Origin of the sequence: Bradyrhizobium sp. ORS 111, from assembly GCF_045571485.1 — a bacterium.
Lineage (GTDB): Bacteria > Pseudomonadota > Alphaproteobacteria > Rhizobiales > Xanthobacteraceae > Bradyrhizobium.
Genome location: NZ_CP120701.1, coordinates 2,338,418 through 2,363,807 on the forward strand (window position 1 = coordinate 2,338,418; position 25,390 = coordinate 2,363,807).

Consider the following 25,390-nt stretch of genomic DNA (forward strand, 5'->3'; position numbering starts at 1 on the left):
GGTTAACATGGCTGTGCAGCCGCCGAAATACCCGAAATCCGGGTCTGGGTTTGGTGTCACGCCCGGAAGAACGTAGCCACCGCAGCAACGAACACATCGCAGACGACGGCCGGAACCGACGTTCAAATCGGCTCTTGACAGTGGTAACGGTGCTCTTTTTCATTGCTTGAAGTATGGAATTGGCTGCTGCGCCCGTGCGCGAACAGGGCAGAAACTGCGACTTCAACGCCAGCGCTTCTGCTCGCTGTCGTAGGTGCCGGCAAGCGGATCGCTGACGTTCATCAGTGCACGTTTGAGTACTTTGTTGCTGGAGGTGGTTCTGGGAAGCGCCGGAGTGAAGGCGATGTATCGGGGCACTTTGAACACGGCAAGGCGCGAACAAGCATGCTCGAGAATGCGCTCCACAGGCAGATCAGTCGGGGTTACGCCTTCCTTCAGCTCCACGTAGATCTTGACCTCCTCGCCGCGCTCGTCATGGGGTACAGGCACCGCAGCCACATCCGCGATCTCGGGGATCTCGCAAAGGACGGCCTCGACTTCGCACGCAGAGATGTTCTCGTCGGCGTCCAAGCGCCGGATCATGTCCTTTTTCCGTCCTACGAACCAGTGAAAGCCGAGTTCGTCGCGGCGCAATAGATCACCCGTCTTGAACCATTCGCCCTCGAATGCGGCGGCATTTGCTTCCGGGCTGTTCCAGTAGCCCTGGAAGATCGCACGCCCCTTCACCCACAGCTCGCCGACCTCGCCGACCGGCGTGGGGCTGCCATCCTCGTTCACGCACCGGAGCGCTCGAAACGGCGAGCGAATCCCGACCGTAGAGGGGTCATTCATCTCGTCGATGTCGATCGTTTGTGTGCCATATCCGATTTCAGTCATCCCGTACCAATACGAGCTGCGCACTCCAAACCGCTCGCGGAATCGACGTACCGTCTCAGGGCTCCAGTGTCTGCCGGTTCGCCCGACCTCCTTCAGGCACGTCAACGCTTCTGCGGTGGCTTCGGGCTGGTGTGTGATCGATTCGGGAAACAGACACCACTCGATGCCGTACCGCTTGATCCAAGCGATGAACCGCGTCGAGCGCAGCTGCGTGGCCAGGTACAGCGTGCCGCCCTGTCGATATGACTTCAGAAGATACATTTGAGTACTGACATAGAAGAAGGGCGTCGTAGAGAGCTGTCGCCTGTGCGGCTGATAGTCATGGTAGACTGACGCGTACGAGACCACGCCCCAATAGTCGTGCGTCAACATGCAACCCTTCGGAAATCCCGTCGTGCCTGAGGTGTACTGGATGTTGAGCAGATCGTCGGGGCGAACATCCTCGTCCACCGGTGTCTCGTCGACGCCCTTGCACAATTCATCGAGAGTCGTAGCGGCCCCAGCGGAAGGCTGTCCGACAAGAACCACTTGCTCCTTGGCGAGGTCTTGCGGCCACGGCTTCATCGCGGTGAACATTGGCCATGCCGATTCATCGACAATCGCGACTTTCGCCTGCGTGTCGCTCAGAACGTATTCGATCTCCCTGGACGTGTAGGCCATGCTGAGTGGGACCATCACCGCACCGCACTTTGCAAACGCAAACCACAGGATTGGGAATTCGATGCGGTTGGGCAACATCACACCGATACGATCGCCCTTGCGCACTCCGAATGCTCGCAGCGCATGTGCATATTTGTTGGACCAGCGATCGATCTCGGAGTAGGTCGCGCGCTCGCCGCGCTCGAAGACGTCGATAGCCTTCGTTGAACCGTCCGTTCGCGCCCGCATTGAGACCAGCTGTCCGACTGTGATGGTTTCGTATGCGGATTCCCGCGCCTCGATCCTACGGAAGGCACTTGCTACGCGATCGTGCAGCAGTTGGCAGCGTGTAGGGTATGCAAGGGTCATCGTAAGATACCTTGGAGCTCAGGAGGACGGATCGCGGAGCACTCAAATGTGGCAATGCGCACACTACTCGCTCGCATTGATGTCGAATGGCAGTGTACAAGAGGATGCGGTGGACACCTTGCTATCAGAGTGGACCGTGTAATCGAGACCTCCTGTAGAGAACACTGATGCCTTTTTGGTCAAAGGAAGCGTGAGACTTGGAACGGATTAGCTACTCTTGCCATCGCTGCACCTTGTCCTCTCGTGATGAGCTGCATCACAGCCTATACGGCGTATTCGCGATTGATGGTACATTATTAATAAGGATCGAGACACTACCTACTCTGGTGAGCAATATTGTATTAGCTATTTGAAGAAGCGTGGCTGCCACGTATCAGCATTCAACGTTATGTGAGGCGCAGTTTTGGGTTCAGTAACGGTGTCCGCTCTTTGATTTGGTGGAAGGCGCCCCAAGTGAGGCGACGCGCCGCCCAGCTGCGGCTGCACAACATCTTGCGCCAGTAACGCTCGACGGTCCGATAGATTTTTACGAGGCTCCGGAGATTTCCGGCAACACCGTAGTAAGCATAGTGGCCGCGAAGGACGGCGTTGATTTCGCTGACCTGTTCACCAATCGTTTGATGTCGTATTCGCCGCATGAGCTCTTGCAGAGACGTAAGTCTGCGCCGCAAGCGAGACTTCTCGGCGCGCATCCCAACCTTGAAGTTTCCTTTCAGGTTTCGCGTGCATTACAGCGTCAGACCTAGGAAGTAGATCTTTTCCGGGCGGTTCCTGCCGCGTTTACCAGTGTGTCTTTGCGCGAACCGAACAAACTCGACCAACTTGGTCTTGGTCGGCTCCAGAGTCAGGCCGAACTTCCTCAACCGTAGCCGCAAGGCCTCCTGTACGCGGATGGCGTCCGATCGATATTGGAAACAGATCACAAAGTCATCAAGTCATCGATATAGCGCACCAGTCGGGCTTCGCCCCGCAACCGAGCCTTCACCATGCGTTCGAACCAGAGGTCGAGCGCACGATGCCCGCCGTTGTGGTTGAGCAGGTAGCTTTCCCGGTTGAGCAGCACATGCTGGCGCCGGTAACCCGAGCGACGGCGCACCTCGATGATCGCCCTCATGCGTTGGCGCAGGGCGGCGTCATCAGCCTGGCTCCTCTGGTATCTGATGGTCATGCGGCAACAGCCGATGGCTTTACACGCCCGTCGTTCGCTCATCTCGTAGGGATCCATGAGATGCGCGACAGCTTTCCGCATGGCCGCGGGCCTCACCACTTCTTTCCCAACAGATCTGCCATTCGGCCTGCAATATTGCCCCCTAAGCCGGGGATCGGCGTCCAAACTTTGGACACGATGACGTAATTGCGGTCGGCGCTCGCGGGAAGAATCTCACGCTATCGTCGAGCTCTCGCAACAACCGATTCGGAGCAGCTATGATGAAGCAATACGTTGGGCTGGACGTCTCGCAAAGGGAAACCGCGGTGTGCGTCGTCGGCGAGATCGCGCAAGTCATCTTCGAGGGAAAGGTGAAGTCTGATCTGGGCGTTTTGACTAACCTGCTTCGCAAGCATGCACCTCATGCCGAGCGCATCGGCTTTGAGACCGGGGCGATGACGCGTTGGCTGTGGCATGAGCTCCGTCGGCTTGATCCGCCCGTGATCTGCGTCGACGCTCGGCACGCGCACGCCGCCTTGTCGGTTCGCATGAACAAGAGTGATGAGAACGATGCGCGAGGTCTTGCCGAGCTGGTGCGGGTCGGCTGGTACCGAGAAGTGAAGGTCAAGAGGGCAGAAAGCTAGAAGATCCGCGCAACCCTCGTTGCGAGATCCCGCCTCGTAACCATTCGCCGGGATATCGAGAAGCAGACCGCAGTCTGATCAAGGAATATGGGTTGCTGTTTCCACGCGCCATCGGCTGCAGTTCCGCAACAAGGTTCGTGAGCGCTTGGGCGATGACCATCAACTCCTCAGCGTGGTATCGCCGCTCCTGTCGGTTCACGAGCAGGTGTGTCAACAACAGAGCAAGTTCGATGACGAGGTTCGCCGGTTGGCAAAGTTGGACGAGACGACGCGTCGCCTGATGACGGTTCTGGGTGTCGGCGTCGTGACGGTCCTCACGTTCCGTCATACGGTCGATGACCCTTCGCGCTTTCGATCGGCCTCGACAGTCGGTGCCTATCTGGGCCTCACACCGCGGCGGAATCAATCCGGCGAAACTGATGCCAATGGTAAGATATCTGGATGGGGCGACAGGCTTCTCCGAACCTGCCTGTTCGAGGCCGCGACAGTCCTGCTTTATCGAACAAAGAAATGGTCTTCCCTCAAGGCTTGGGGCATGAAGCTCGCAAAGCGGATCGGCATGAGGAAGGCAAAGGTCGCCATTGCGCGGAAGATCGCCGTGATTTTGCACTGCATCTGGGTCGACAGCACATCGTTCGAATGCGGGCAGGCGAAACCGGCCTGAACTTCTCTTGCACGTTCCTGGTCCGGTCCGCCGCGCCGGCGATGTCCCGCTGGGACGGTGGTTGTGGTGACCTCGGTCAATCGGCTGGTGGCGGCTCGTCCGCACGTCGCTGCATACGTTGAGGCGCCCGATCCGGAACATCATCATGAGGCGCTCGCGACCACTATGACCCAAGCTGCGACGTCAACCCAATTACGCTGAAGCCAGCAACGACGTCGGAGTTGTCTAATGCCGGCTGAGCGATCGTCTCGTCATTCGCGATCCCGACCAGCTCCGACGGAGCGATCGCTACCGGCGCGCCAACGGAGAGAAAGAATGGTAACTTGACAACAACCCGCAATTAAAGGGCCGATTGACAACGGTCCTTCAGCGCCGCGTTGTCGAGCATGGCGTTGGCCAGCAGCCGCTTTAGCCGCGCGTTCTCATCCTCCAGCGTCTTCAGCCACTTGGCTCCGAGACCTCCATCCCGCCGAACTAGGCTTTCCATTTGTAGATGCTGGGTACGCATACGACGAAGACCGCGTGATTGACGCATGCGCGCGGGCACGGCGAGCTCTATGATGGCGTTGCGTGAAGATCAGGCGGCCTGCTGATCGGCGAGCTTGTCGCCTTGGCGCAGGAGCTTCCATTCCCAGGGCAGCAGTTCGTGCAGATGCGACGCGGGAAGATCGGCGATACGGGCGAGGATGTCGGCGAGCCAAGCCTTGGGATCGACGTCGTTGAGGCGACAGGTCGTGATCATCGTCAGCATGATGGCGGCACGGTCAGCGCCACGCTGGCTGCCGGCGAAGGTCCAGTTGCGCCTTCCCAAGGCGATGCCTCTCAATGCGCGCTCAGCGCAATTGTTGGTCAAGCAGATCCTGCCATCGTCGAGGAAGCGGGGCGAAGTCGTCCCAGCGCCTGAGCATGTAATTCATAGGCTTCAGGACCTCGGAGGAGCGCGAGAGGGTTTCGCGCTCACGCAGCAACCAGGCGTGCATGTCCTCGAGAAACGGCTTGCTCTTTTCCTGGCGCACGGCGCGCCGCTCGTCGGCGCCGCGGCCGTTGATGGCGCACTCGATCTCGAACAACGCATCGAGGCGTCTGACCGCCTCCAGCGTGATCGGCGAGGCCGGCTTGCCCTTGTTACCTTCCCGGGCATTTTTCTCGATGTCAGCCAGCTCGAAGAAGCCCCGCCGCGCATCGGCAAAGCAAAATGCCGGCGTAATCGGCCGCACCTTCTTCTGCGGGTCGAACAGCGGCTCGAAGCCGCTGTAGCAATCGGCTTGCAGGATACCGGCGAAGGCGGCCAGATGCTTCTGGGGATGCTCGCCTCATCGGTCGCGCGAGGCGTAATAGACCGCCGCCCGCGGCGCAGGCCCGGCGAGGGGCCGATCATCCCGCACATAAGTCCAGATCCGCCCGGTCGTGCACTTGCCCTTCGCCAGGATACGGATGGTGGTGTCATCGCCATGAAGGCGCTCGGCCGCGAGCACATGGCGTTCGATCAAGTGGAAGAGCGGCATGACGGCGAAGGTGCCGTGGCCGACCTGGTCGGCCAGCGTCGACAACGACAGGTCGATCCCCTCGCACTTGAAGCGCGCACTCTGGCGGTTGAGCGGGATATGCATGCTGAACTTGTCGAACAGGATCGTTGCCAGCAATTGTGGGCCGATGAAGCCGCGCGGCGTGGCGTGGAACGGTGCGGGCGGCTGGCTGATCTTCTCGCAATCGCGGCAGGTGAACTTCTCACGTACCGTCTCGATCAGCTTGAAGCGGCGTGGGATCTCCTCCAGCGTCTTGGTCACATCCTCGCCGATCTTCGCCAGCCGCGATCCACCGCAGCAGGCGCAGGTCGTTGGAGCCTCAATGACGACGCGCTCGCGTTCGATGTCATCCGGCCATGGTTTGCGCACCGGCCGCTTGCGCATGAAGGGGCGGACGTTCTGCGTCTTCGCCGCGGCGGCCTGCGCGGCAAGCTCGTCCTCGCTCGCCGTGGTGACGAGTTCTTCGAGCTCCAGCTCCAGCTGCTCGAGCAGCCGTGCCGTTCGCTCGGAGCGCGGCCCGTACAGTTCGCGTTTGAGCTTCTCGATCCGCAGCTCGAGATGCGCGATCAGCGCCTCGTTGTCCGACAGCTCCGCCCGCGCACTGGCCGCCACCGCCTCGGCGTGTAGCCGCGCTTCACGCTCGGCCTGCAGCGCCGCCAGGGCACTCGCAAGGTCCGATGGAAGATCGTCCGGCTTCGATATCATGAAGCCATTGAATCAGATCAAGCCGCAGATTCAAACCGTAAAACGACTATCCGACCCGCGTTGGACGTTGAGTTTCTTGAGGATGCCTCCAGTCGATGCCGGACAGCGAGTAAGACAACTGCGCCGGAGAGATCGTTACCGATTCACCGGCAACCGATGGCCAGATGAACCTCCCTCTCTCGAGTCTTTTGGTAAACAGGCATGCTCTCTGGCCATCGTGCCAGATCATCTTCACAAGATCGCTGCGGCGACCGCGGAAGACGAACAGATGACCGCTGAGCGGGTCTTTGCGCAGCACCTCCTGCACTTGGAGTGCCAACGACGGAAAGCCTCTGCGCATATCCGTGTAGCCTGTCGCGAGCCACACTCGCACGCCGGTCGGAACCGGGATCATCGGCGCACCAGGGCATCGAGAACTCGACGCAGCGCGTCTCCATCAACCCGGATGCGGTGTTCGCTACCAAGATCAATCTCGATGATGCCCTGGCTCCTTCGTCGACGCGCCGGCGCCGTCGTCAATGGCGCTTCGGCCACATCCCGCGGCGGCACAGACGGCCCAATCTCGACCGGCACTAACGCTATACTCGTCTCACTGTGCTTGCAAAGCTCTTTGCGCCACCTGAACAGCTGGCTCACATGAAGGCCGGCCTTGCGAGCCACCTCGGAAACAGTGGCTCCGGGCTCGAGCGATGCTGCAACTAGCCGTTCCTTTTCATCCTGCGACCACCGACGCCGCCGCTCGACCGATGTGATCACCTCTGCCCGCGAAATCGTCATAGCGCTCCTCCTGGGATTACCCCTAGGACCTGCAGCGCTCGCGTCCGTCAAACAAGGCGGCCTTCACCGGACGGATAGTGCGCCAGTGAAACTGGCGAAGGATAGTCGATGAAAGTTCGATACAGGAAAGGAGTAGCGACCCACCTTGGCCCCGAGTCATGCGGAGGCGTTCGTGAGGATGACTTCGAAGCGTTGACAGGGAAAACCGCAGGCCAGCCATTGAGCGTGTGCTGCAGCAGCATAGAAGAGGAGAGTTCGAGATGAACGCCTAGCCATGTGCGTAAGCTGCGCGAAAAGATGGGGGTGGGCCCTCCGGGATCGGCGTTCAGGCGCGGGCCCCAAACCAGTCCAAGCGGCTGCGCTCAAAAGGTGTGGTCGTGAGCGTTGGATCAAAAGTCCGAAGAGAAATTCGGGCAGGTGAGCGTTCGCGAGACGAATGAAAATGAACCCTCGATGACGCGTCGAAAGCTGGTGGACGTTGCTAAAACCAGAAGCGGCTCAATCTTCTGGGATAAGCCTATCGGCAACCTGACTACTGGGTAGGCAGCAACCGGCGTAGAGGGGGCGTGAAGCGGATGCAGGCTTTCGCGTGGAACTGCAGGAACCAGACTTTGGATGCCAAGGGAGAAGCTGAAGCGACCAAAATCGCGAGGCGAGAGTACCGATGCCAAGGTCTGGGGCGGACCGACTCGTAAGAGCTTCGAAGGCTCTGTAATGGGGCCGGAGCAAAGGGGTCGGATCAGGACGGTTGTGATCATGGACCAACTGGAGACAGGATGAATACGACGATCACGACAGACAAGCCGTTTAGCATCGATAAGAGATGTGTGGTTCGGGCTTATAAAGCGGTTAAATCCAAACGTGGTGCGGCTGGCGTGGACGGGCAGACGCTCGGGGAGTTTGATAAAGATCTGAAGGGCAACCTTTATAAGATCTGGAATCGGATGAGCTCGGGCAGCTACTTTCCTCCGTCAGTGCGTGCAGTCTCTATTCCGAAAAAGGGGGGAGATGGCGAAAGGATTCTGGGTATTCCGACCGTCAGCGATCGCATCGCGCAGATGGTTGTTGCGCAGTACCTTGAACCGATTCTTGATCCAATTTTTCTTCCAGACTCCTATGGTTACAGACCGAAGAAATCGGCCCTGGAAGCCGTGGGCGTTACGCGCGAGCGGTGCTGGAAATATGACTGGGTTCTTGAATTCGATATCAAAGGACTATTCGACAACATCCCGCACGATCTTTTGCTCAAAGCGGTTCGAACGCATGTAACGTGCAAATGGGTTCTGCTCTACATCGAAAGATGGCTCAAGGTACCCATGGAAAAGGACGGAGTGTTGATCGAGCGAACTCGCGGTACCCCTCAAGGGGGCGTTGTTAGTCCGATTCTTCCAATCTTTTCCTGCACTATTGTTTCGACCTCTGGATGACACGGAAACACCCTGACCTCCCATGGTGCCGCTATGCAGATGACGGCCTAGTCCACTGCCGGACTGAGCAGGAAGCGATGGCCCTAAGGGCCGATCTTCAGGCTCGGCTCATGGAGTGCGGGCTGGAGATGCATCCCACCAAGAGCAAGATCGTCTACTGCAAAGACAGCAACCGACGAAGCGAATATCCGAACGTCAGCTTCGACTTTCTCGGGTATCGCTTTCAGCCCCGCCGGGCAGAAAATACACGGAGCAAGCAAGTGTTCTGTAATTTTCTCCCAGCGGTCAGCCCGTCAGCGTTGAAGTCTATGCGTTCGGCGATCGGGACTTGGACATCCGCCAAAGAACCCAGGTGTCGCTGGCAGACATCGCCCGTGAGATCAATCCGCTCCTTCGAGGGTGGATTGCCTATTACGGACGATACACGCGCTCGGCTCTGGGCCCATTTCTGGCATTCGTCGATCAGACGCTCCGGGCGTGGCTGATGCGGAAGTTCAAGCGCTTTAAGGGACAGAAGACCCGAGCAGGAAAGATCATCGCTCGATTATCTCGAGAATGGAGTGACCTTTTCGCACGCTGGAAACTCGGACTACGCGGCTCGTTGGCCTGATGGGAGCCCAGTGAGGGGAGACCCTCACGCTGGGATCTGAGAGAGGCCGGCGGTGAGATTCCGCCGGCCTACTCGCCCGCGAAATCGGAAGTCTGGAGCGCCGACGCTGTTATCCTAAGCGGAAGGCAACACTTTGGGCGGCGCACATCGCTAGCCGCTCAACGGCTCCACGCGGTCGGAGACCCTGAGCATGCGGGGAAATCCTTCGCACAGGAACTGGGAGATCTCGTCGTCGCCGGAGGACGAACAGCCTTCGGGCAGGCTGGGGAAAGGCGAATGCCATAAGCCCAGCGTCATCGTCGACGAGAAGTCGGATGTCCGCATAGTACCAATGAACGACCTGAACAAAAGCGACGGGTCCACACCGTTGCTGGCGGAAGGTCCGGAGGGAAGGCGGACAGCCAAGGGCAATAGCAAACATCCTCCCGCGCCCCGGACCCTGAGCCGGACCAGCGCGTCGACGAGGCTGGAGGCTATACGTGAACTGGCAAGACGGAATAGGAAGACACGGTTTACGGCGTTGATGCATCACGTGACGCGCGAATTGCTGACGGAAAGCTTCAGGCAACTGAAGCGCTCCGCGGCGCCCGGCGTCGACGGGATGACATGGCGCGACTATGAGGAAGGGCTCGACGAGCGAATAGCAGCGCTTTGGGACGCGGTCCAATCAGGCCGCTACCAGGCACTCCCGTCTCGCCGAGTGTATATCCCCAAGTTGAATGGCAAACTGAGACCGCTCGGAATCGCTGCGCTGGAGGATAAGATCGTCCAGCACGCGGTGACGACGGTCCTGAATGCAATCTACGAAGCGGACTTCCTCGGCTTTTCCTACGGATTCCGGGAGGGGCGAAGTCAGCATAAAGCGCTGGACGCACTCTGGATCGGCATCCATCAGAAAAGAGTGAACTGGGTGCTCGACGCCGACATCCGCTCGTTCTTCGACACGATCGATCACGAATGGATGATGCGGTTCCTCGAGCACAGGATTGCAGACCGCCGGCTCTTGCGATTGATACGCAAGTGGCTGACCGCTGGCGTTGTCGAAAGTGGATCGAAGTCCGTAGCACGGATAGGTACGCCGCAAGGCGCGGTGATCTCGCCGCTCCTCGCCAATATTTATCTGCACTACGTCTTCGACCTCTGGACCCACCAATGGCGAAGCAAAACGGCGAAAGGGGATGTCATCGTCGTCCGCTATGCGGACGACAGGGTCGTGGGCTTCGAAACAAAGTCCGAGGCCCTACGCTTTCTCGACGCACTGCGTGAGCGGATGGCGAAGTTCGGTCTCTCGCTGAATGAGGAGAAGACACGGATTCTGGAATTTGGACGGTACGCGGCCGAGCGCCGCGCACGCCGGGGGCAACGCCGCCCGGAAACGTTCGACTTCCTCGGGTTCACGCACATCTGCGCTGTGACCCGAATGAATCCGCACTTCACAATCCGGCGCGTGACAATCGCCTCCCGCATGCGGGCGACGCTGAGGGCGATACGACACGACCTGATGAAACGCCGCCATGCGCCCATCGCTGAGATCGGCGCCTGGCTCCGTCGCGTGGTGCAGGGGTACCTGAACTACCACGCGATTCCAGGGAATCTGAAACGGCTCGGCATGTTCCGCGCCGAGGTCTGCCGGGCAGGGCTGCGCTCGCTTCGCCGACGCAGCCAGCGCTCCCGCATGACCTGGGATCGATTCCAGCGTCACGTTAGGCGATACATCCCGAAAGTCCGCGCCTGTCATCCGCATCCCAATCCGCGGTACACGCATGACCCAAGGCAGGAGCCGTATGCGGTAGCTCCGCACGTACGGATCTGAGCGGGGGGCGCTGGGAAACCAGCGTCCCTACCGCGACCGATGCTGGCGTCGCTGACGCCGTACTTCCGGCACAGATCGGCGACCGAGACGCCAGCCCCGTGCTCCTTCAAAATCCCGATAATCTGCTCTTCCCGCTCTTCCGAAAAGCGGCTGCGCTTCATGCTCTGGTCCTTGCCTTGGGCCAGAGAGAACTTGAACCTGGATTAAATCCGTGGAGCCCCGCGATCTGTATGACCACCACCCGCTCAGCGGGCGCACTCACATGGGCGGAGTGCAGACGCATCGTTGGACCAGAAGACTATCAGCCCTAGTAGGTTCGTTGTTCGCATTTCTCAAGTAAGTGAGTGGCCCTTCTAGGAGCCAACGCCACGCAACATAAGCTCCGCCGCGCGCCCGTTCGGCCGTCGGCATCGTCCGCAGCTCGCGCAATCTGTCATTGAACCACTTACCTTGAAGGGACCCAAGATACGTGTGGAGTGATTGGCGAGCTACGCAATTGACAGCGTTTCGAAACCCTAGAAACGAACGCCGGCTCATACTCGCATATGTAGCGGGTAAGAACATCTATCACAACCAAACGCACTCCATTGCAAATCTCGTTGAACGCGATGCCTACACGCAGATGGACTCGAAAAATGAATACCGATGTGTTCGCGGCTCATGAGTCTAGCGTTCGTCGCTATGGGCGGTCGTTTCCCACAGTCTTTACGAAAGCCCTTGGAGCGACAATCTGGGACGAGGCCGGTAATACGTATCTCGACTTCCTTGTGGGATCCGGCGCACTCAATTACGGACACAACAACCCGAATATTCTCGCACCGGCAATTGAATATCTCGCCGGCGGAAACATTCTTTTGTCGCTTGATATGTACACAGCCGCAAAGCGTGACTTCATTGAGGTGTTTGTCGATTCAATCCTGAAACGTCGGGGCCTTTCTTACAAAATTCAGTTTCCTGGGCCGACCGGCACAAGCGCTAACGAAGCGGCGCTAGCGTTGGCGCGAAAATATACGGGTCGTTCTAGCGTCATGGCTTTCACAAATGCGTTCCACGGCATGTCGCTCGGCTCTCTGGCGGTTTCAGGTTCAGCGTCGACTAGGGAGCTAGGCGGCGTCGCACGCCACGATGTGATCCGTGTCCCCTACGACGGCTATCCTAACCGAGCGTTCGATTCCGCGAGTTACATCAACTACGTACTGGGCGACCCGGGGAGCGGCATAGAAAAACCCGCCGCAATCATTCTAGAGACCATCCAGGCAGAAGGCGGAATGAACACCGCATCCGCCGCCTGGCTCACGGAAATTCAGCGCATTTGCCGTAAACACGGTGTTGTTTTAATTGTCGACGACATTCAGGCAGGCGCCGGACGAACGGGCGATTTCTTCTCGTTCGAGTTCGCTAAAATCGAACCAGATATCGTGTGCCTTTCGAAATCCCTAAGCGGTTTAGGTAATCCTCTATCCATTGTTCTGATTCGCCCCGACATAGACATATGGAATCCCGGCGAACATAGCGGGACCTTCAGAGGCAATAATCTCGCCTTCGTCACCGCGGGAGCCATGTGCAAAATGTGGTCCGACCGGCAGTTCACTGCAGGCGTCGAGCGGACAGCCATCAAACTGCAAGGATACCTGGATCGCCTTGTTGAGAAATTCCCTAAAGTCATCGAACAAAAGCGCGGCCGCGGTCTTATGGCCGGCCTCAAGTGTCGTTCGCAGGCTGATGTCGGCCGTGTGCACGACGTTGCGTTCGAAAACGGCCTGCTAATAGAATCCTCAGGGCCAAACCGCGACGTCATCAAAGTTCTCCCACCGATAACCATCACCGATGACGAACTCGAACATGCCATCGCGATCCTCGATAACGCACTACAGGAGCAAGCCAATGGTGACTGCCCAAGTATCTCAAGCGCCAGCGATCTCGCCTTTGGCGATCAAGGAACGAACCGGCTCAATCAGCATCGCGGAGATCATCGCAATTATGAAAGGTGAGATCACTGGCCTGCACATTAAACACGGCTTTAGTGTCGAAGTAGCCGACGAGATCGCCGCGAACTTTACCCGCAATCCCGGCCTCAAGGAGCGGGAAGATGGCGTTCCTGGACAATATATAGGCGCATCTCACTACAGGAAGCATGCAGCCACTTATTTCGCAGAGGCGCAAAATGCGCGACCGTTCGTCGACGCCCTTTTTGGCAATTTGGTTGATCCAGTCCGCGGATTATTCGACGCGTTGCGGCGCGAGCTTCACAATCAGGGCGTTGAATTGCGGCTTGCCAGTTCAAAGCATGGCCAAGCTAACATTTGTCGCGCTATCTGTTGGTCTGGTACCGGCACGTATGCCTTGGAGCCTCACGACGACGTCGCTCAAGTCCTATGTGCCGGGAAGGAATACGATCTTGCTGCTGTGGCAAATAACACCGTCGTAGCGCTTAACTTCTATCCTAGTATGCCCGAGGAAGGTGGCAATCTGAGGATCTGGAGCCATAAGCCGACAGCCACGGACCGAAAGTCACAGGGTGTCGAGACCACAGGCTATCCCTATTCGACAGCTTATCTCGACGCCATCCCTTCTCACGACTTCCAGCTTCAGGCCGGGGATATCGCTCTGATCGACGGCGGTTTCATTCACGGGGTTACCCGACAATCAGGCTATGGAAAGCACCGTCTTCTGCTGAACTGCTTCTTCGGGTTTGCGCAACCGGATCTTGTTCTCTGGTGGACCTGAAGTTCGACGTCACAGCGAGTGACCGGTCCGCCGGCAGCTAAGGGGCCCACATGCCTCGTAACGGCGCCGCCGTTGCGTGACGGACCATCGGGCTGATTGAACTACCTCCATTTTTAACCGGACACCGGCGTTAGCTGGAGGAGGTAAAGTATCCCCGGCAAAGCCAGGGGCTTTAGGAATTGGGCCGCTCAAAGCGGCCGTGGGGACGTTAACGCATCCCCGATTTCTTTGGCCGCCTAAAGGCGGCCTTAGCGCCACATGTTCATTTGGTCGAGCCGGGTATCCTGCAAGCCGATTGCTACAACGGCTTCGAGCCGCTGTTCGACCCGCAGAAGAAGATGCTGCCGATTACGCCGGCGTTTTGCTTGCCCATGCGCGGCGGGGCTTCTTCGAGCTGGCTGACATCGAGAAAAATGCCCGGGAAGGTAACAAGGGCAAACCGGTCTCGCCGATCACGCTGGAGGCGGTCAGACGCCTCGATGCGTTGTTCAAGATCGAGCGCGCCATCAACGGCCGCGGCGCCGACGAGCGACGCGCCGTGCGCCAGGAAAAGAGCAAGCCGCTTCTCGAGGACATGCACGCCTGGTTGCTGCGTGAGCGCGAAACCCTCTCGCGCTCCTCCGAGGTCCTGAAGCCTATGAATTACATGCTCAGGCGCTGGGACGACTTCGCCCCGCTTCCTCGACGATGGCAGGATCTGCTTGACCAACAATTGCGCTGAGCGCGCATTGAGAGGCATCGCCTTGGGAAGGCGCAACTGGACCTTCGCCGGCAGCCAGCGTGGCGCTGACCGTGCCGCCATCATGCTGACGATGATCACGACCTGTCGCCTCAACGACGTCGATCCCAAGGCCTGGCTCGCCGACATCCTCGCCCGTATCGCCGATCTTCCCGCGTCGCATCTGCACGAACTGCTGCCCTGGGAATGGAAGCTCCTGCGCCAAGGCGACAAGCTCGCCGATCAGCAGGCCGCCTGATCTTCACGCAACGCCATCATAGAGCTCGCCGTGCCCGCGCGCATGCGTCAATCAGGCGGTCTTCGTCGTATGCGTACGTTGAGGGCGCCATTCGCCCGCCAGCTTCGTCATGCGGTCCCAGATGAAGCGGCCTCGTTGACTTCGGCGCCGAAGCGTTCGGAACGCTGAGGGCGCTCACCCATTTGTAGGAACAGCGTAGTATGCGAAGTGGCCGGTGACGACCTGCCTCAACCATGCCCCCCTGGACGGGGATCGGTTGGTGCATTCGACATCGCAACTCTTCCTTGATGCCCTGAAGCTTCGTCCGCAGACGGGCGCGACGGGTCTTCCTTTCGAGCAGGAAGTTCCTCCGGCGTGACTTACCGCAGATGTGGATGAAGCCCAAAAACATGAAGGTCTCCGGTTCGCCAAGCCTGCGTCCCTTGCGATTGGCCGCCGGACGGGGACCGAACTCGCGGTCCAGCGCCTGGGTCACGCGAGCCCGGGTCTGCGTCCGGTACGTGCTTTGCTGTCCCGCGTTCCCCTTGGTCCCAGCCCTCCTCTCCATCGCCTCTGCCACCGGAGTTCCGGCTTTACTCGGCGACTTCATAGCTGCTGTAGCGGAGTCAGACTTCTCTAGATCGTTCATCGGCGACTAGGCTCCTCGCCTTGCCGAGCTCACGCATCGCCGTGGCGCGGGCTCTCACTAAGTCGCGCATGGCCTCATGCGCCGCATCCGGAACCCACACCGCTGTTAGCTCGCCGCTCCGGTGCAGGTTGGCCAGCATCGCCGCGTCGTGCCGGTCGGTTTTAACTCGATCGCCGGCCTTCATCGGAATCAGCGAGGGTGCCACCACGATGCAGTTGTGCCCCCAGTCCCATCAGTTGTCGATGCAGGCCATATCCGCACGGACCGGCTTCGTAGCAAAAGCTTATCTGCCGGTCACCCCTGCCAAGCTTCTTCGCCAGCTTGGCGACCTGATCGGCGCGATTGGGGATGATCCCCAAGTTCCGAACTTCCCCGCCGCGCATCCCTTCGGCCACCGCAACCGAAATCGTCGCCTTGTGCACATCCAGCCCCACGAAAATGCTATCGTTCATCAGGCCCGCTCCCCCATGCTTGAGGCTCGGCGCCGGACCATCCGGCGCAACCTCCGATAGGAGCTTGCCGCCGGCGGGCCGCCCGTCACCTCAGGGAGCGAACATAGGGTCTAGCTGTGAACTTTCAGGAGGTTGTCCATTCGGCCCCGACCGTGAACGCTGATGTCGCCAAACACACAGTGATTCGCGGGGGAACCGAATGGACACTCACAAGAATGCGCCTCTGACGCCCAAAGGTCGAGAGGCCATGGTGCGCAGTGTTGTTGAAGGCGGGCTCAGCAAGGTCGCAGCTGCACGCCAATTCAACGTTACGCCGAAGACTGTGGCCAAGTGGGTCAACCGTTTCCGCGCCGAAGGTGTAGATGGTTTGCGGGATCGTTCCTCACGGCCTCATTCATTGCCAGGCCAAACCCCGGCGGCCACATGCGCCGTCGTCGAGGCGTTGCGCCGGCGGCGCTACACGGGCAAGCAGATCGCCACTGAGGTCGGAGTATCGGCAGCGACCGTCAGCCGCATCCTGCGCCGGCTCGGCCTGAACAGGCTCGCCGCGCTGGAGCCGGCCGAGCCGATCCGCCGCTACGAGCGCGAGCACCCGGGCGAGCTTATCCATCTCGATATCAAGAAGCTCGGCCGCATCGGCTCGGTGGGACATCGCATCACCGGGCGCTATCCCGGCGCGGTCAATCGCCACCACGGCATCGGCTGGGAGTTCGTCCACGTCTGCATCGACGATGCTTCGCGCATCGCCTTCGTCCAGGTCATGGCCGATCAGCGCAAGGAAAGTGCTGTGGCTTTTCTTGAGGCCGCTGTCGCTTACTTTGCCAAACTCGGAGTCCGCGTCGAGCGCGTGATGACAGATAATGGTTCGTGCTACCGCTCAAAGATGTTCCGAGCCGCTTGCAAACGCCTCGGCCTTCGCCAAATCTTCACCAGGCCATATACTCCTAAGACCAACGGCAAAGCCGAGCGCTTCATCCAAACCGCGCTTCGGGCTTATGCGCAAGCCTATCAAAGCTCATATCAGCGAACCGCCGAACTGCCCAACTGGCTCCATCGCTACAATTGGCATCGGCCGCATGGTAGCCTGAAGGCCAACACACCTATCAGCCGACTTGGCTTAGCCGGGAACAACCTCTTGAGGCTCCACAGCTAGTCCGCCAGAAAATGATGACGTCTTGCGCTGTCCGCGCTCCTTTGCTCAGTTCGGAATCATTTGTCGGGCAGGTTCCGTTTGATCGGCACGACCTCGGACAACTCTTCGAATCGTGCTCAATGCGATGTCCATTGCGCAGTGCTTGCGGCCTTTTCATTCTATCAGCTTACGTAACTCAAATAGGGCCGGTACAACGGAAACGTGATGGCTTCAGGTATTTTTGTAATTGCCGTCAATGCCGTGATCGCATTGTAATACACGACCTTTCTCGGCATTCCCTTGTTTGACTGCGCCAGCGCACGTAATACACTCCGTCTTGTGTGCCAATCGATAGCAAAGGAAATCGAGGCGGATAAGCTGCGAACGTGGTGGAGGGTTCCAGCCGGCATAAACAGGACGTCGCCAGCACTTACGGTGATGACGGCGGGCGTCGCTTGCTTGTACTGCGGAAAGCGCACATAGTCTGGTTGCTCGGGGTCCACATCAAACCACCTCCAGCCACGGCGTCCACAGCATGTAGTTTGGTTAGGTGGAATGAGGATGAACTGCTTCGCGCCGTAGATCTGGAAGAAGAGATTATGAGTGAGGAGGCTGTCGAAGTGGAGCGGGGTAACCGAGCCTGCCGGGCCCATGAAGAACTGCGAGTAGCGCCACCAATGCCGACGATACCAGGGACTAAGAAAGTTTGCGGGAAAGGGCTGACAATCCTCTGCCAGGCTTTCCACCAAGCCCAGTAGTGGAATGTCATGACAGTAAGGAATTTTTGCCGCGTTCGACAAGGCTCCATCCGCGTCCGCCGGCTGTTCCATGATGAACCGTGCGTATTCCGCGAGGCGCCAAGAAGAAACCTCGATCTCGCTGCCGTTAAGCGTTTTGACGGGCACCGTAAGTGATCCGGCGACCTTGTCAAAATGCTGAGGGGACCAGCGTCGGCAGGCGCTCCAAGCCGCGCAGCCGCCTCGTAGGAGAACTGGCCGCATTGCATCTCGGTAATTCGCCACAAAGTCCTGGTCAGATAGCTGTGTTACGATTGATACCCATGGTGAGCTCGAGTCCTGTAGCGTCGACGATCGATCGCGTGGCGCTTGTGGCGATGTTACTACTGTTATTTCAGCCATTTTTTGATCCTCTCTTCGACGTAGTTACGTTGAATGACAACTTCCGCCGCGACCGGAGCCAATCCAGTTGATCGGGAACGATGAACAGTAATCATGGAAGCAACCGCTTCGCTAACCAGCTGGTCCGCGGACAGTCTGGGCGGAAAGCAATTCGGACAATGGTCCCCATGCCTAGTGAGAGCAAGGTTCAGACTACATGGAAGGCCACACTTTGAAACTACCAAGATCTATAGTTTGAGATTGTTGTCCCGGAACGGCATCGCATGCTCAAGGAGACGGGGTGATGACATGTATGGTCGTCTCGCCGGAACCTATCCGTCGTATGTGAATCGGGCTGCCCTAAAGCCGCTAAGCGTGCCAGTGCGCGCTAAAGCGTGATGGCATTAGGTTCGATAGCCTGAGTTTTTGAGGTAGTTGGCGCATTCACCAGGGGTGAAGGCATGAAGTGCCTGGGCGATTGCGGCGCAGACTGCATCGACGGTTCGCGCGGCAGCTTTTCGGAGCAGGTGCTTGAGCTTGGCAAAGACCTGTTCGATCGGGTTCAGGTCGGGCGAGTATTTTGGCAGGAAGAAGAGTTTGGCGCCGACCGAACGGATGAGGTGGCGAACTGCTTTGCTCCTGTGGCTGCCGAGGTTATCCAAGACGACGATATCGCCGGGTCGAAGGACGGGCAGAAGAACCTTCTCGACATAGGTGCGGAAGCTCACGCCATCGATCGGCCCCTCGATGAACCATGGCGCATCGATCCGGTCATGGCGCAGGGCCGCCAAGAAGGTCATGGTCTTCCAGCGGGCGTGTGGAACCTTGGCGTAAAGTCTGTGCTCGTGCGGCGCCCATCCTCGCAAGGGCGCCATATCGGTCCTGGTCCAAGGATGAGTAGGCCAGGGGATTTTCACCCCCGGCCTCTCGCAGAACGGTGCGTGAACCTCTCGGCTCACACCGCTCCCGTCAGGTGAACATGATCGTTCCGAAGAACTGCCAGTGGTTTGCGGATTCCGATTATCTCGCCCGGGTGTACCGATTTGATCTCGCCCAGGATTCCGAGATGATCTCGCCCACCATTCCGATTTGATATCGCCCGGGGCGCGAGGCGTTCTGGCTGCCTGGTTTCTGGCACCGGCGAAGCCGCGTGGTCAATCTTGAATCGCGGCTCGAAGTACTCGTTTTTTGCTGCTCCTGCTGTGGGCATGAGGGCAACGCTCTTCGCGTTGTCCAAGCGCAGCGGCATGTCCACAGCGCCACCGGCTTAGGCCTTTCGGCCGGGCTTGCGGGTTCGCCGCAGGGTCTCGCCGTTAAGATCGATCCGGTATGGCGCGACAATCAGGATGAGAGTGCGTATTGCCTCACGTATCCATGCTCCGAGTACGGTCCGTTGCCTCATTTATTTTGTTCCCGGCCTCCTCCGCTCGTTCCTGGCTCGTCACTGGGGTATTGTGATCTCATACGTCGACGGCGTCTTCTCCGAGGGGACGAACAGCAATGCATTTGCTTGCTCGCTGCGCCAGGATTTCAAGCGGCGCTGAAGCGTTCGAAGTTCGAATAGGCCCCGGGATATTCTACCTGTAATCGGGAGAGCAGTTCACTACCGGTCCGCCAAGGCTTGGCCTCAAACCATTTTCGCAAATCTGGCGTGACCCGGATGAGCGGGTCGGGACGACGCCGACCTCTCTTCGCTTTCACGATTGGCCGATCCGTCGGTCGCACACCTCCGTCCTTCCAGGCGGTTCGCAGGCTTGCCAAGAAGAGATCGATCGGTTGCGATGCCATGGCAGGATCGACGATTGGCTGGACATCCGCGAGCGCCGCGAGGCGCTCCTGTGCGGCGCGGATATCGTGCAGCAACGCGACCGGGTCGAGAGCGGCATAGATTTCCTGGAGATGGGCGCGAACCGCTTCGGGCGTGCGAGCGTCGGCAGCCAAGCGCTGGTGTGGCGTCGCCGGCGCGCTGTACGTCTTGCGCACACGCGCACCGTCGCGCTGTTTGGCTATCAACTTGAACGAAGGCTGGAAGAAGTTCGCGAACAGCCGCGCCGATCGGTAGAGTTGAGCAAGCAGTGTAGCCGCCTCCAGGCCCTCGAACCGGCGATAGCCGACCATCCTGCGCACGACCGCGCCGTTCTTCTGCTCGACGAACGCCTGGTCGTTCTTGCGGTAGGGCCGGCAACGCGTGAGGACGATGTTGCCCGCATCGCAGTAGGCCTTCAGCGTCTCGTTCATAAACACGGTGTCGTTGTCCGTATCGAGGCCGAGCAGCGCGAAGGGCAATTGTTTGCGCAATTCCGTCAGCACAGTGCTCAGCAGCGTCTGTTCGCGCACAATCAATGGAGCGCACTCTGTCCAACCGGTCGCGACGTCGGTGAGCACGAGGATCTGGATGAAGCTGCCGCGCGCCGATGGACCGCTGTGCGCTACGAGGTCCGCTTCGACAAAACCCGGCGCCGGATCGTTCCAATCTGCCGACGTCCGTATTGAAATCCTGCGACGCAAGGCGTGCGTCGCGGGCCGCCGGCGCTTGCGACCTAACCCGTATCGCACCCCGCGCCAATGCGCGGTCGATCGTCGCAGCGCTCATGGCCAGAAGTTTGTCGCGGATCTCGGGAGCGAGGTCGAGGTGGCCGTGCCGTTCCATCGCCTCGATCAGCGCAGGCATCAACGCCTTCAGCCGCTTCCCGCAGATCCGGTCTGACGCCTCCCAAAGAAGCGCGAGCGCGTTGTGTTCCGCCTCGGAATAGACTCGACGTCGCGCCCGCCGACCTGGGCGTACGTCTTCCTGACCTCGAAGCAGTCGCATCGCGTGCTTGCGATGGAATCCGGTGATGTCGACGAACTCGTCCAATATCCGCGCCTTCTTCGCGCGATCCGACGTCCGATAGCGCGCGGCTACCGCCGCCGTCAGTTCCTTCCGCGTCGCCATGCTCAGCTACCCCATCTTTGCCCCCGCTCGTTCCCAGTCCAAGGGAGCAATTTACGTGAGGCAACGGCTCAGCATCCGGTAACATTTAGGGCGAGGCAATGCGTGCCTCTTCAGTCGCGTGCGTCGACCAGGTGAGCCAGATGCTCAAGGCTATTCAGGCGCAGGAGAGCCGCGCCGCGGCCGGCGAGAAGACCAGGACCGTCATCGCGAATCTGCGGCAAGCCACGTGGCCAGAGCTGCTGATCTCGTCGAGCAGGTGGTTCACGAGACGCTCACCGACTACGCCGTTCCGGGCATCCATTGGTGTAAGATTCGAACGAACAATCCGTTGCATCATGAAGGAGATCCAGCGACGAACCCGTGTCGTCCACGCCTTTCCTGACAGCCAATCCTGTCTCAATTAGGCGGCGATCGGCCTGCAACACGTAGCCGGAAGGGCGTGATCGACTAAATGCTACATGAATACACGAGCGCGATATCAATCAGCAGAAGGTCTCTGAAACCGGAGCCGTTGCTTGATCAAAAGTGCGAAAGATTCTGGACAACACCGCAAAGCCTTCAGGTGTATTTTAGTCGCAAAGTCGCCGCGACTTGCAGGAAATCGTCCGAAGGACGGGAAACGCGACGCAAATATTTATGCGATATCAGTATCATTATTGGTATAGGCAATTTCAACAAATGACCGTGTGGAAACCGTCAAATGACCTTCCAAGGTATTCGACCTAAAAGTCCTCATTGGACCGGTCTCGCTAGGAAGCGCCTGCAAAACCTGCGTCGTCGAGATTTCGTTTCGGGGGCCGCGCTCATTGACGGCAGCTGGATTGCGAGCGAGCGAAGAGACGTTGTTATCGATCCGGCGACTGGCGAGGAGATTGCTGATGTTGCTCGTTGCGGTGCCGCTGATGTGAGCCTGGCGATCGCCGCGGCCGAACGAGCCTTTCCCGTCTGGCGAGAATTGTTGCCAGTACAGCGCGGCGCGATCCTCCGGTCGTGGGCGTCGTTGATGCGCGACCATTCGGAAGAGCTCGCCATCCTGGTCACGAGCGAGCAAGGCAAGCCGATTGCTGAGGCGCGGTACGAAATTGCGTACGGTGCTGGATTTCTCGAGTGGTTTGCTGCGGAGGGGGAGCGCGCATATGGCGAAACGATCCCCTGCCACAAGCCTGGAAGTCTAGTTCAAGTGCGAATGCAACCAGCTGGTGCTGCGGCTGCGATCACCCCGTGGAATTTCCCTATCGCCATGATTACCCGAAAGGCGGGCGCCGCTCTTGCAGCTGGTTGTCCGATGATTGTGAAGCCTGCTCCCGAGACGCCGCTCTCTGCGCTTGCTGTCGCTCGATTGGCCGAGGAGGCCGGGGTCCCTCGCGGTGTCTTTCAAGTGCTCGTCGGCAATCCGATCGAACTTTCGACACCTCTGTTGCTCGATACAAGAATACGCGCTCTCTCGTTCACCGGTTCTACCCAAGTTGGCCGTCTGCTTTTGGAAGGTGCAGCCGACACAGTAAAGAAGGTTTCACTCGAGCTGGGGGGGCATGCTCCCTTCGTAATCTTTGACGACGTCGACCTTAGGAAGGCCGTCAAAGGGGCGATGGCCGCAAAATTTGCCACCTCGGGTCAGGATTGTCTGGCCGCTAACCGCATCTACGTACAACGGGGCATCTATGGTGCCTTCGTCGAGGCGTTTGCTGGGGCGATGGCTCAGCTCAACATCGGTCATGGCCTGGAGCCTGCAACGGATATCGGGCCAATGACGAAGTTGTCGGTCGCCAACAAGTGCAGAAACCAAATCGATGATGCGGTGACAAAGGGGGCGCGAATCGTCTCCGCGAATCAAGGCGCAAGTCTAGGCCCAAACTTCGTTCTTCCGACGCTGCTGAGTGAAGTCAATGAAGACATGCTGATCGCGCATGAGGAAACGTTTGGGCCGGTAGCAGCTGTACTGCCGTTCGATTCTGAAGAAGAGGTCATAGCCCGAGCTAATGCTAGCGAAATGGGATTGGCTGGATACGTCTATACGGACGATCTACGTCGAGCGCTCAGACTTTCTGAGCAGATTGAGTGCGGCATGCTTGCCGTCAATACAGCGTCATTCACAGGCCCGCCCATTCCGTTCGGCGGATGGAAGCAATCTGGGCTCGGTCGCGAAGGGTCGCGGCACGGTTTGGCGGAGTACATGGAACTGAAATACGTCTGCTTCGGCGATTTGGCGGCTTAGGAGAACCGAAATGATTGATATCAAAACTATCGCTGAACGTGACCGATCGACGGTTCTGCATCCTTTCACTCAGCTGAAGGAATTTGCCACAGGTAAGATTGGTGATCCTACGATTGTCGCGGGGGGGGAAGGAATCCGCATCGAAGACGCGGGGGGGCGTAGTTACATTGACGCCTTCGCTGGCCTCTACTGTGTAAATATCGGATACGGCCGGACCGAAGTAGCTGAGGCCATCGCCCGGCAGGCCTACAAGCTTGCATACTATCACACATATGCGGCGCACACGACTGAAGAGCTGGCAATTCTGTCGGATCGTCTCGTGCGAATGGCACCGGGTAATCCGAGCAAGGTATTCTTCGGGATGTCCGGGTCGGATGCCAACGAAACGCAAGTTAAGCTCGTCTGGTATTACAACAATTTACGGGGCTACCCTAAGAAGAAGAAGATCATCTCGCGTGAGCGAGGCTACCATGGCTGCTCAGTGATTTCCGGTTCAATGACTGGTATGTCATTCTACCACGATCACATGGACCTTCCCTTTCCCGGCATTTTGCATACAGGCACACCGCACCACTATTGGGGCGCCGAGCCAGGCGAGACGGAGGAGTCCTTTTCTAGCCGGCGTGCAGCTGAGCTTGAGGAGCTGATCGTCCGAGAGGGTCCCGAAACAATCGGTGCCTTTATTGCTGAGCCGGTGCTGGGTACGGGCGGTATCACGCCGCCTCCTACCGGCTACTGGCGCGAGGTTCAGGCCGTGCTCAGGCGCTATGACATTCTTCTGATCGCCGACGAGGTGATTTGTGGATTCGGTCGAACCGGCGCTGATTTCGGTAGCACTCTGTATGGGATCGAGCCAGATCTGGTGACAGTTGCGAAAGGTCTGACATCTGGATACGTGCCGCTCTCGGGAGCCATAGTTGGAAAGAAGGTTTACGCAGTTATGGAGGAAGCAGCAGATCGAGTGGGGGCATTTTCACATGGATATACCTATTCGGGTCATCCAATTGCTGCCGCTGCTGCGAACGCAGTCCTCGATATTGTTGAGAAGGAACGGCTAAGCGAGCGCGCCAGAATCGTCGGCTCGCACCTCCTTAGGCGACTCAAGGAACGGTTTGCGCAACTGGAAATCGTCGGTGAAGTACGAGGTATAGGCTTGCTCGGCGCCATCGAGCTTGTTGCCGATCGCCAGACGAAACAGCGATTTGATCCGCAACTCAAGGTCGGCGCGCGCATCTCGAAGGCTGCTCGTGATCGCGGACTTATTGCGCGCGCAATGCCGCACGGAGATATTATTGGTTTTGCCCCGCCGCTCGTTGTGTCCGAAAGTGAGATCGATGAGATTGTTGATCTAGCGTATCGGGCGACGAAGCAGGTAATGGACGAACTCGTAAAGGAATCAGTGATCCAATGAATCTGGATGCATACCGCTGTGAATCTATGTCCATCCTCGGGGAGGCATTTGCCGTGGCAGCAGACTTCGGGCCTGGCTCTCTGAGCGCGTTCCGCACCTTCTTGTCCAGTAAGCGACTCCGAAACGTCCCGCTTTCACAATAGGCAAGGCGATCTCCCAGTTCTCCGCGCCGCGAACAAGTTCGACGGTCTGCGGGGCGGCGGCTGGGTCACACGTGTGGATCAGTTCACGTATGCCGCCGACTTCGCCAGAGCTTCACGGCTGCTTTCTCGTCCAAAATCAGGTTGCGTATGGCCCGAGCAACATCTGGAATGTAAGCGGCGCGATGTCGCTGGACTTGCGACCGGAAGGTATGTGTCGAGGCCAATCCTAGTCCGGTCATGAGGCATCGAAGGTTTGCATTCTGCCGATTGGACGCCGAATTTCGGCAATGCGTGGCCTCTACATTACCTAATTCAGCTTCCAACCGAACTATGCTCGGTTTTATGAGGTCGCAAACCCTATCTTCTCCCTGGAGACCTCAAGGTCGAACGAAGCCTTCCGCCAAGCGCCAATGCTGCCGACGTCGGTCTGAGTTCGATTTCCCGACCATTCCGGG

10 protein-coding genes and 10 pseudogenes are annotated in these 25,390 nt (G+C 58.7%); 9 read left to right on the forward strand and 11 right to left on the reverse strand.

From position 1 onward, the window contains the following. Positions 1 to 222: 222 nt before the first annotated feature. Together P6U30_RS10820 and P6U30_RS10825 are read right to left on the reverse strand one after the other, a co-directional pair. A complete protein-coding gene (locus P6U30_RS10820; protein ID WP_407169147.1) occupies positions 223 to 1,884 on the reverse strand; it encodes a class I adenylate-forming enzyme family protein in 1,662 nt (553 codons plus the stop codon). A gap of 964 nt (positions 1,885 to 2,848) precedes the next feature. Continuing rightward, positions 2,849 to 3,163 (reverse strand): annotated as a pseudogene (locus tag P6U30_RS10825) (IS3 family transposase); the annotation flags it as partial. Between the two features lie 149 nt (positions 3,164 to 3,312). On the opposite strand from P6U30_RS10825, the pseudogene P6U30_RS10830 reads away from it, so the two are divergent. Beyond that, positions 3,313 to 4,339, forward strand: a pseudogene (locus P6U30_RS10830) (IS110 family transposase). A gap of 361 nt (positions 4,340 to 4,700) precedes the next feature. On the opposite strand, the pseudogene P6U30_RS10835 reads toward P6U30_RS10830, so the two are convergent. The 4 genes and pseudogenes from P6U30_RS10835 to tnpA form a co-directional block, all read right to left on the reverse strand. Further along, positions 4,701 to 4,837 (reverse strand): annotated as a pseudogene (locus tag P6U30_RS10835) (transposase); the annotation flags it as partial. Positions 4,838 to 4,916: 79 nt separating this feature from the next. Continuing rightward, positions 4,917 to 6,570, reverse strand: a pseudogene (tnpC, locus tag P6U30_RS10840) (IS66 family transposase). Between the two features lie 46 nt (positions 6,571 to 6,616). Continuing rightward, positions 6,617 to 6,964, reverse strand: coding sequence for an IS66 family insertion sequence element accessory protein TnpB (gene tnpB / locus P6U30_RS10845; RefSeq protein ID WP_407169148.1), 348 nt, complete (start codon positions 6,962 to 6,964; stop codon positions 6,617 to 6,619). Then, on the reverse strand, positions 6,961 to 7,347 hold the full coding sequence (gene tnpA, locus P6U30_RS10850) for an IS66-like element accessory protein TnpA (RefSeq protein ID WP_407169149.1): 387 nt from the start codon (positions 7,345 to 7,347) through the stop codon (positions 6,961 to 6,963). Before tnpA ends, tnpB begins: the two co-directional genes overlap by 4 nt. Positions 7,348 to 8,123: 776 nt before the next feature. Between tnpA and ltrA (P6U30_RS10855) the strand changes: the two are divergent. After that, positions 8,124 to 9,384 (forward strand): annotated as a pseudogene (ltrA, locus tag P6U30_RS10855) (group II intron reverse transcriptase/maturase). Between the two features lie 331 nt (positions 9,385 to 9,715). After that, positions 9,716 to 11,197 (forward strand): group II intron reverse transcriptase/maturase, encoded by a 1,482-nt coding sequence (gene ltrA / locus P6U30_RS10860; RefSeq protein ID WP_407170421.1) that lies wholly within the window; start codon positions 9,716 to 9,718, stop codon positions 11,195 to 11,197. Between the two features lie 38 nt (positions 11,198 to 11,235). Here ltrA (P6U30_RS10860) and P6U30_RS10865 read toward each other — a convergent pair. Then, positions 11,236 to 11,358 (reverse strand): annotated as a pseudogene (locus P6U30_RS10865) (transposase); the annotation flags it as partial. Between the two features lie 474 nt (positions 11,359 to 11,832). Between P6U30_RS10865 and ectB the strand changes: the two are divergent. The 3 genes and pseudogenes from ectB to tnpC (P6U30_RS10880) all read left to right on the forward strand — a co-directional run. Next, a complete protein-coding gene (gene ectB, locus P6U30_RS10870; RefSeq protein ID WP_407169150.1) occupies positions 11,833 to 13,188 on the forward strand; it encodes a diaminobutyrate--2-oxoglutarate transaminase in 1,356 nt (451 codons plus the stop codon). Next, positions 13,082 to 13,924 (forward strand): hypothetical protein, encoded by an 843-nt coding sequence (locus P6U30_RS10875; RefSeq protein ID WP_407169151.1) that lies wholly within the window; start codon positions 13,082 to 13,084, stop codon positions 13,922 to 13,924. Before ectB ends, P6U30_RS10875 begins: the two co-directional genes overlap by 107 nt. 254 nt (positions 13,925 to 14,178) lie before the next feature. Continuing rightward, a pseudogene (tnpC, locus tag P6U30_RS10880) lies at positions 14,179 to 14,901 on the forward strand (IS66 family transposase); the annotation flags it as partial. Between the two features lie 629 nt (positions 14,902 to 15,530). Here tnpC (P6U30_RS10880) and P6U30_RS10885 read toward each other — a convergent pair. After that, positions 15,531 to 15,981: pseudogene (locus tag P6U30_RS10885) on the reverse strand (transposase); the annotation flags it as partial. 199 nt (positions 15,982 to 16,180) lie between these two features. Between P6U30_RS10885 and P6U30_RS10890 the strand changes: the two are divergent. Next, entirely contained in the window at positions 16,181 to 17,134 is a 954-nt protein-coding gene (locus P6U30_RS10890; RefSeq protein ID WP_407169152.1) for an IS481 family transposase, read from the forward strand. A 161-nt stretch (positions 17,135 to 17,295) separates the two neighbouring features. On the opposite strand, the gene P6U30_RS10895 is transcribed toward P6U30_RS10890, so the two are convergent. The 3 genes and pseudogenes from P6U30_RS10895 to P6U30_RS10905 form a co-directional block, all read right to left on the reverse strand. Next, the gene (locus P6U30_RS10895) at positions 17,296 to 18,114 is read right to left on the reverse strand and encodes a cupin-like domain-containing protein (protein ID WP_407169153.1); all 819 of its coding nucleotides are present in this window, start codon (positions 18,112 to 18,114) and stop codon (positions 17,296 to 17,298) included. Positions 18,115 to 18,635: 521 nt separating this feature from the next. Next, positions 18,636 to 19,121: pseudogene (locus tag P6U30_RS10900) on the reverse strand (IS630 family transposase); the annotation flags it as partial. Positions 19,122 to 19,672: 551 nt separating this feature from the next. After that, positions 19,673 to 21,166 (reverse strand): annotated as a pseudogene (locus tag P6U30_RS10905) (ISNCY family transposase). Between the two features lie 700 nt (positions 21,167 to 21,866). Here P6U30_RS10905 and P6U30_RS10910 point away from each other — a divergent pair. Then, a complete protein-coding gene (locus tag P6U30_RS10910; RefSeq protein WP_407169154.1) occupies positions 21,867 to 23,381 on the forward strand; it encodes an NAD-dependent succinate-semialdehyde dehydrogenase in 1,515 nt (504 codons plus the stop codon). 10 nt (positions 23,382 to 23,391) lie between these two features. Further along, positions 23,392 to 24,792, forward strand: a complete 1,401-nt coding sequence (locus tag P6U30_RS10915; protein ID WP_407169155.1) for an aminotransferase — start codon at positions 23,392 to 23,394, stop codon at positions 24,790 to 24,792. Positions 24,793 to 25,390: the final 598 nt, after the last annotated feature.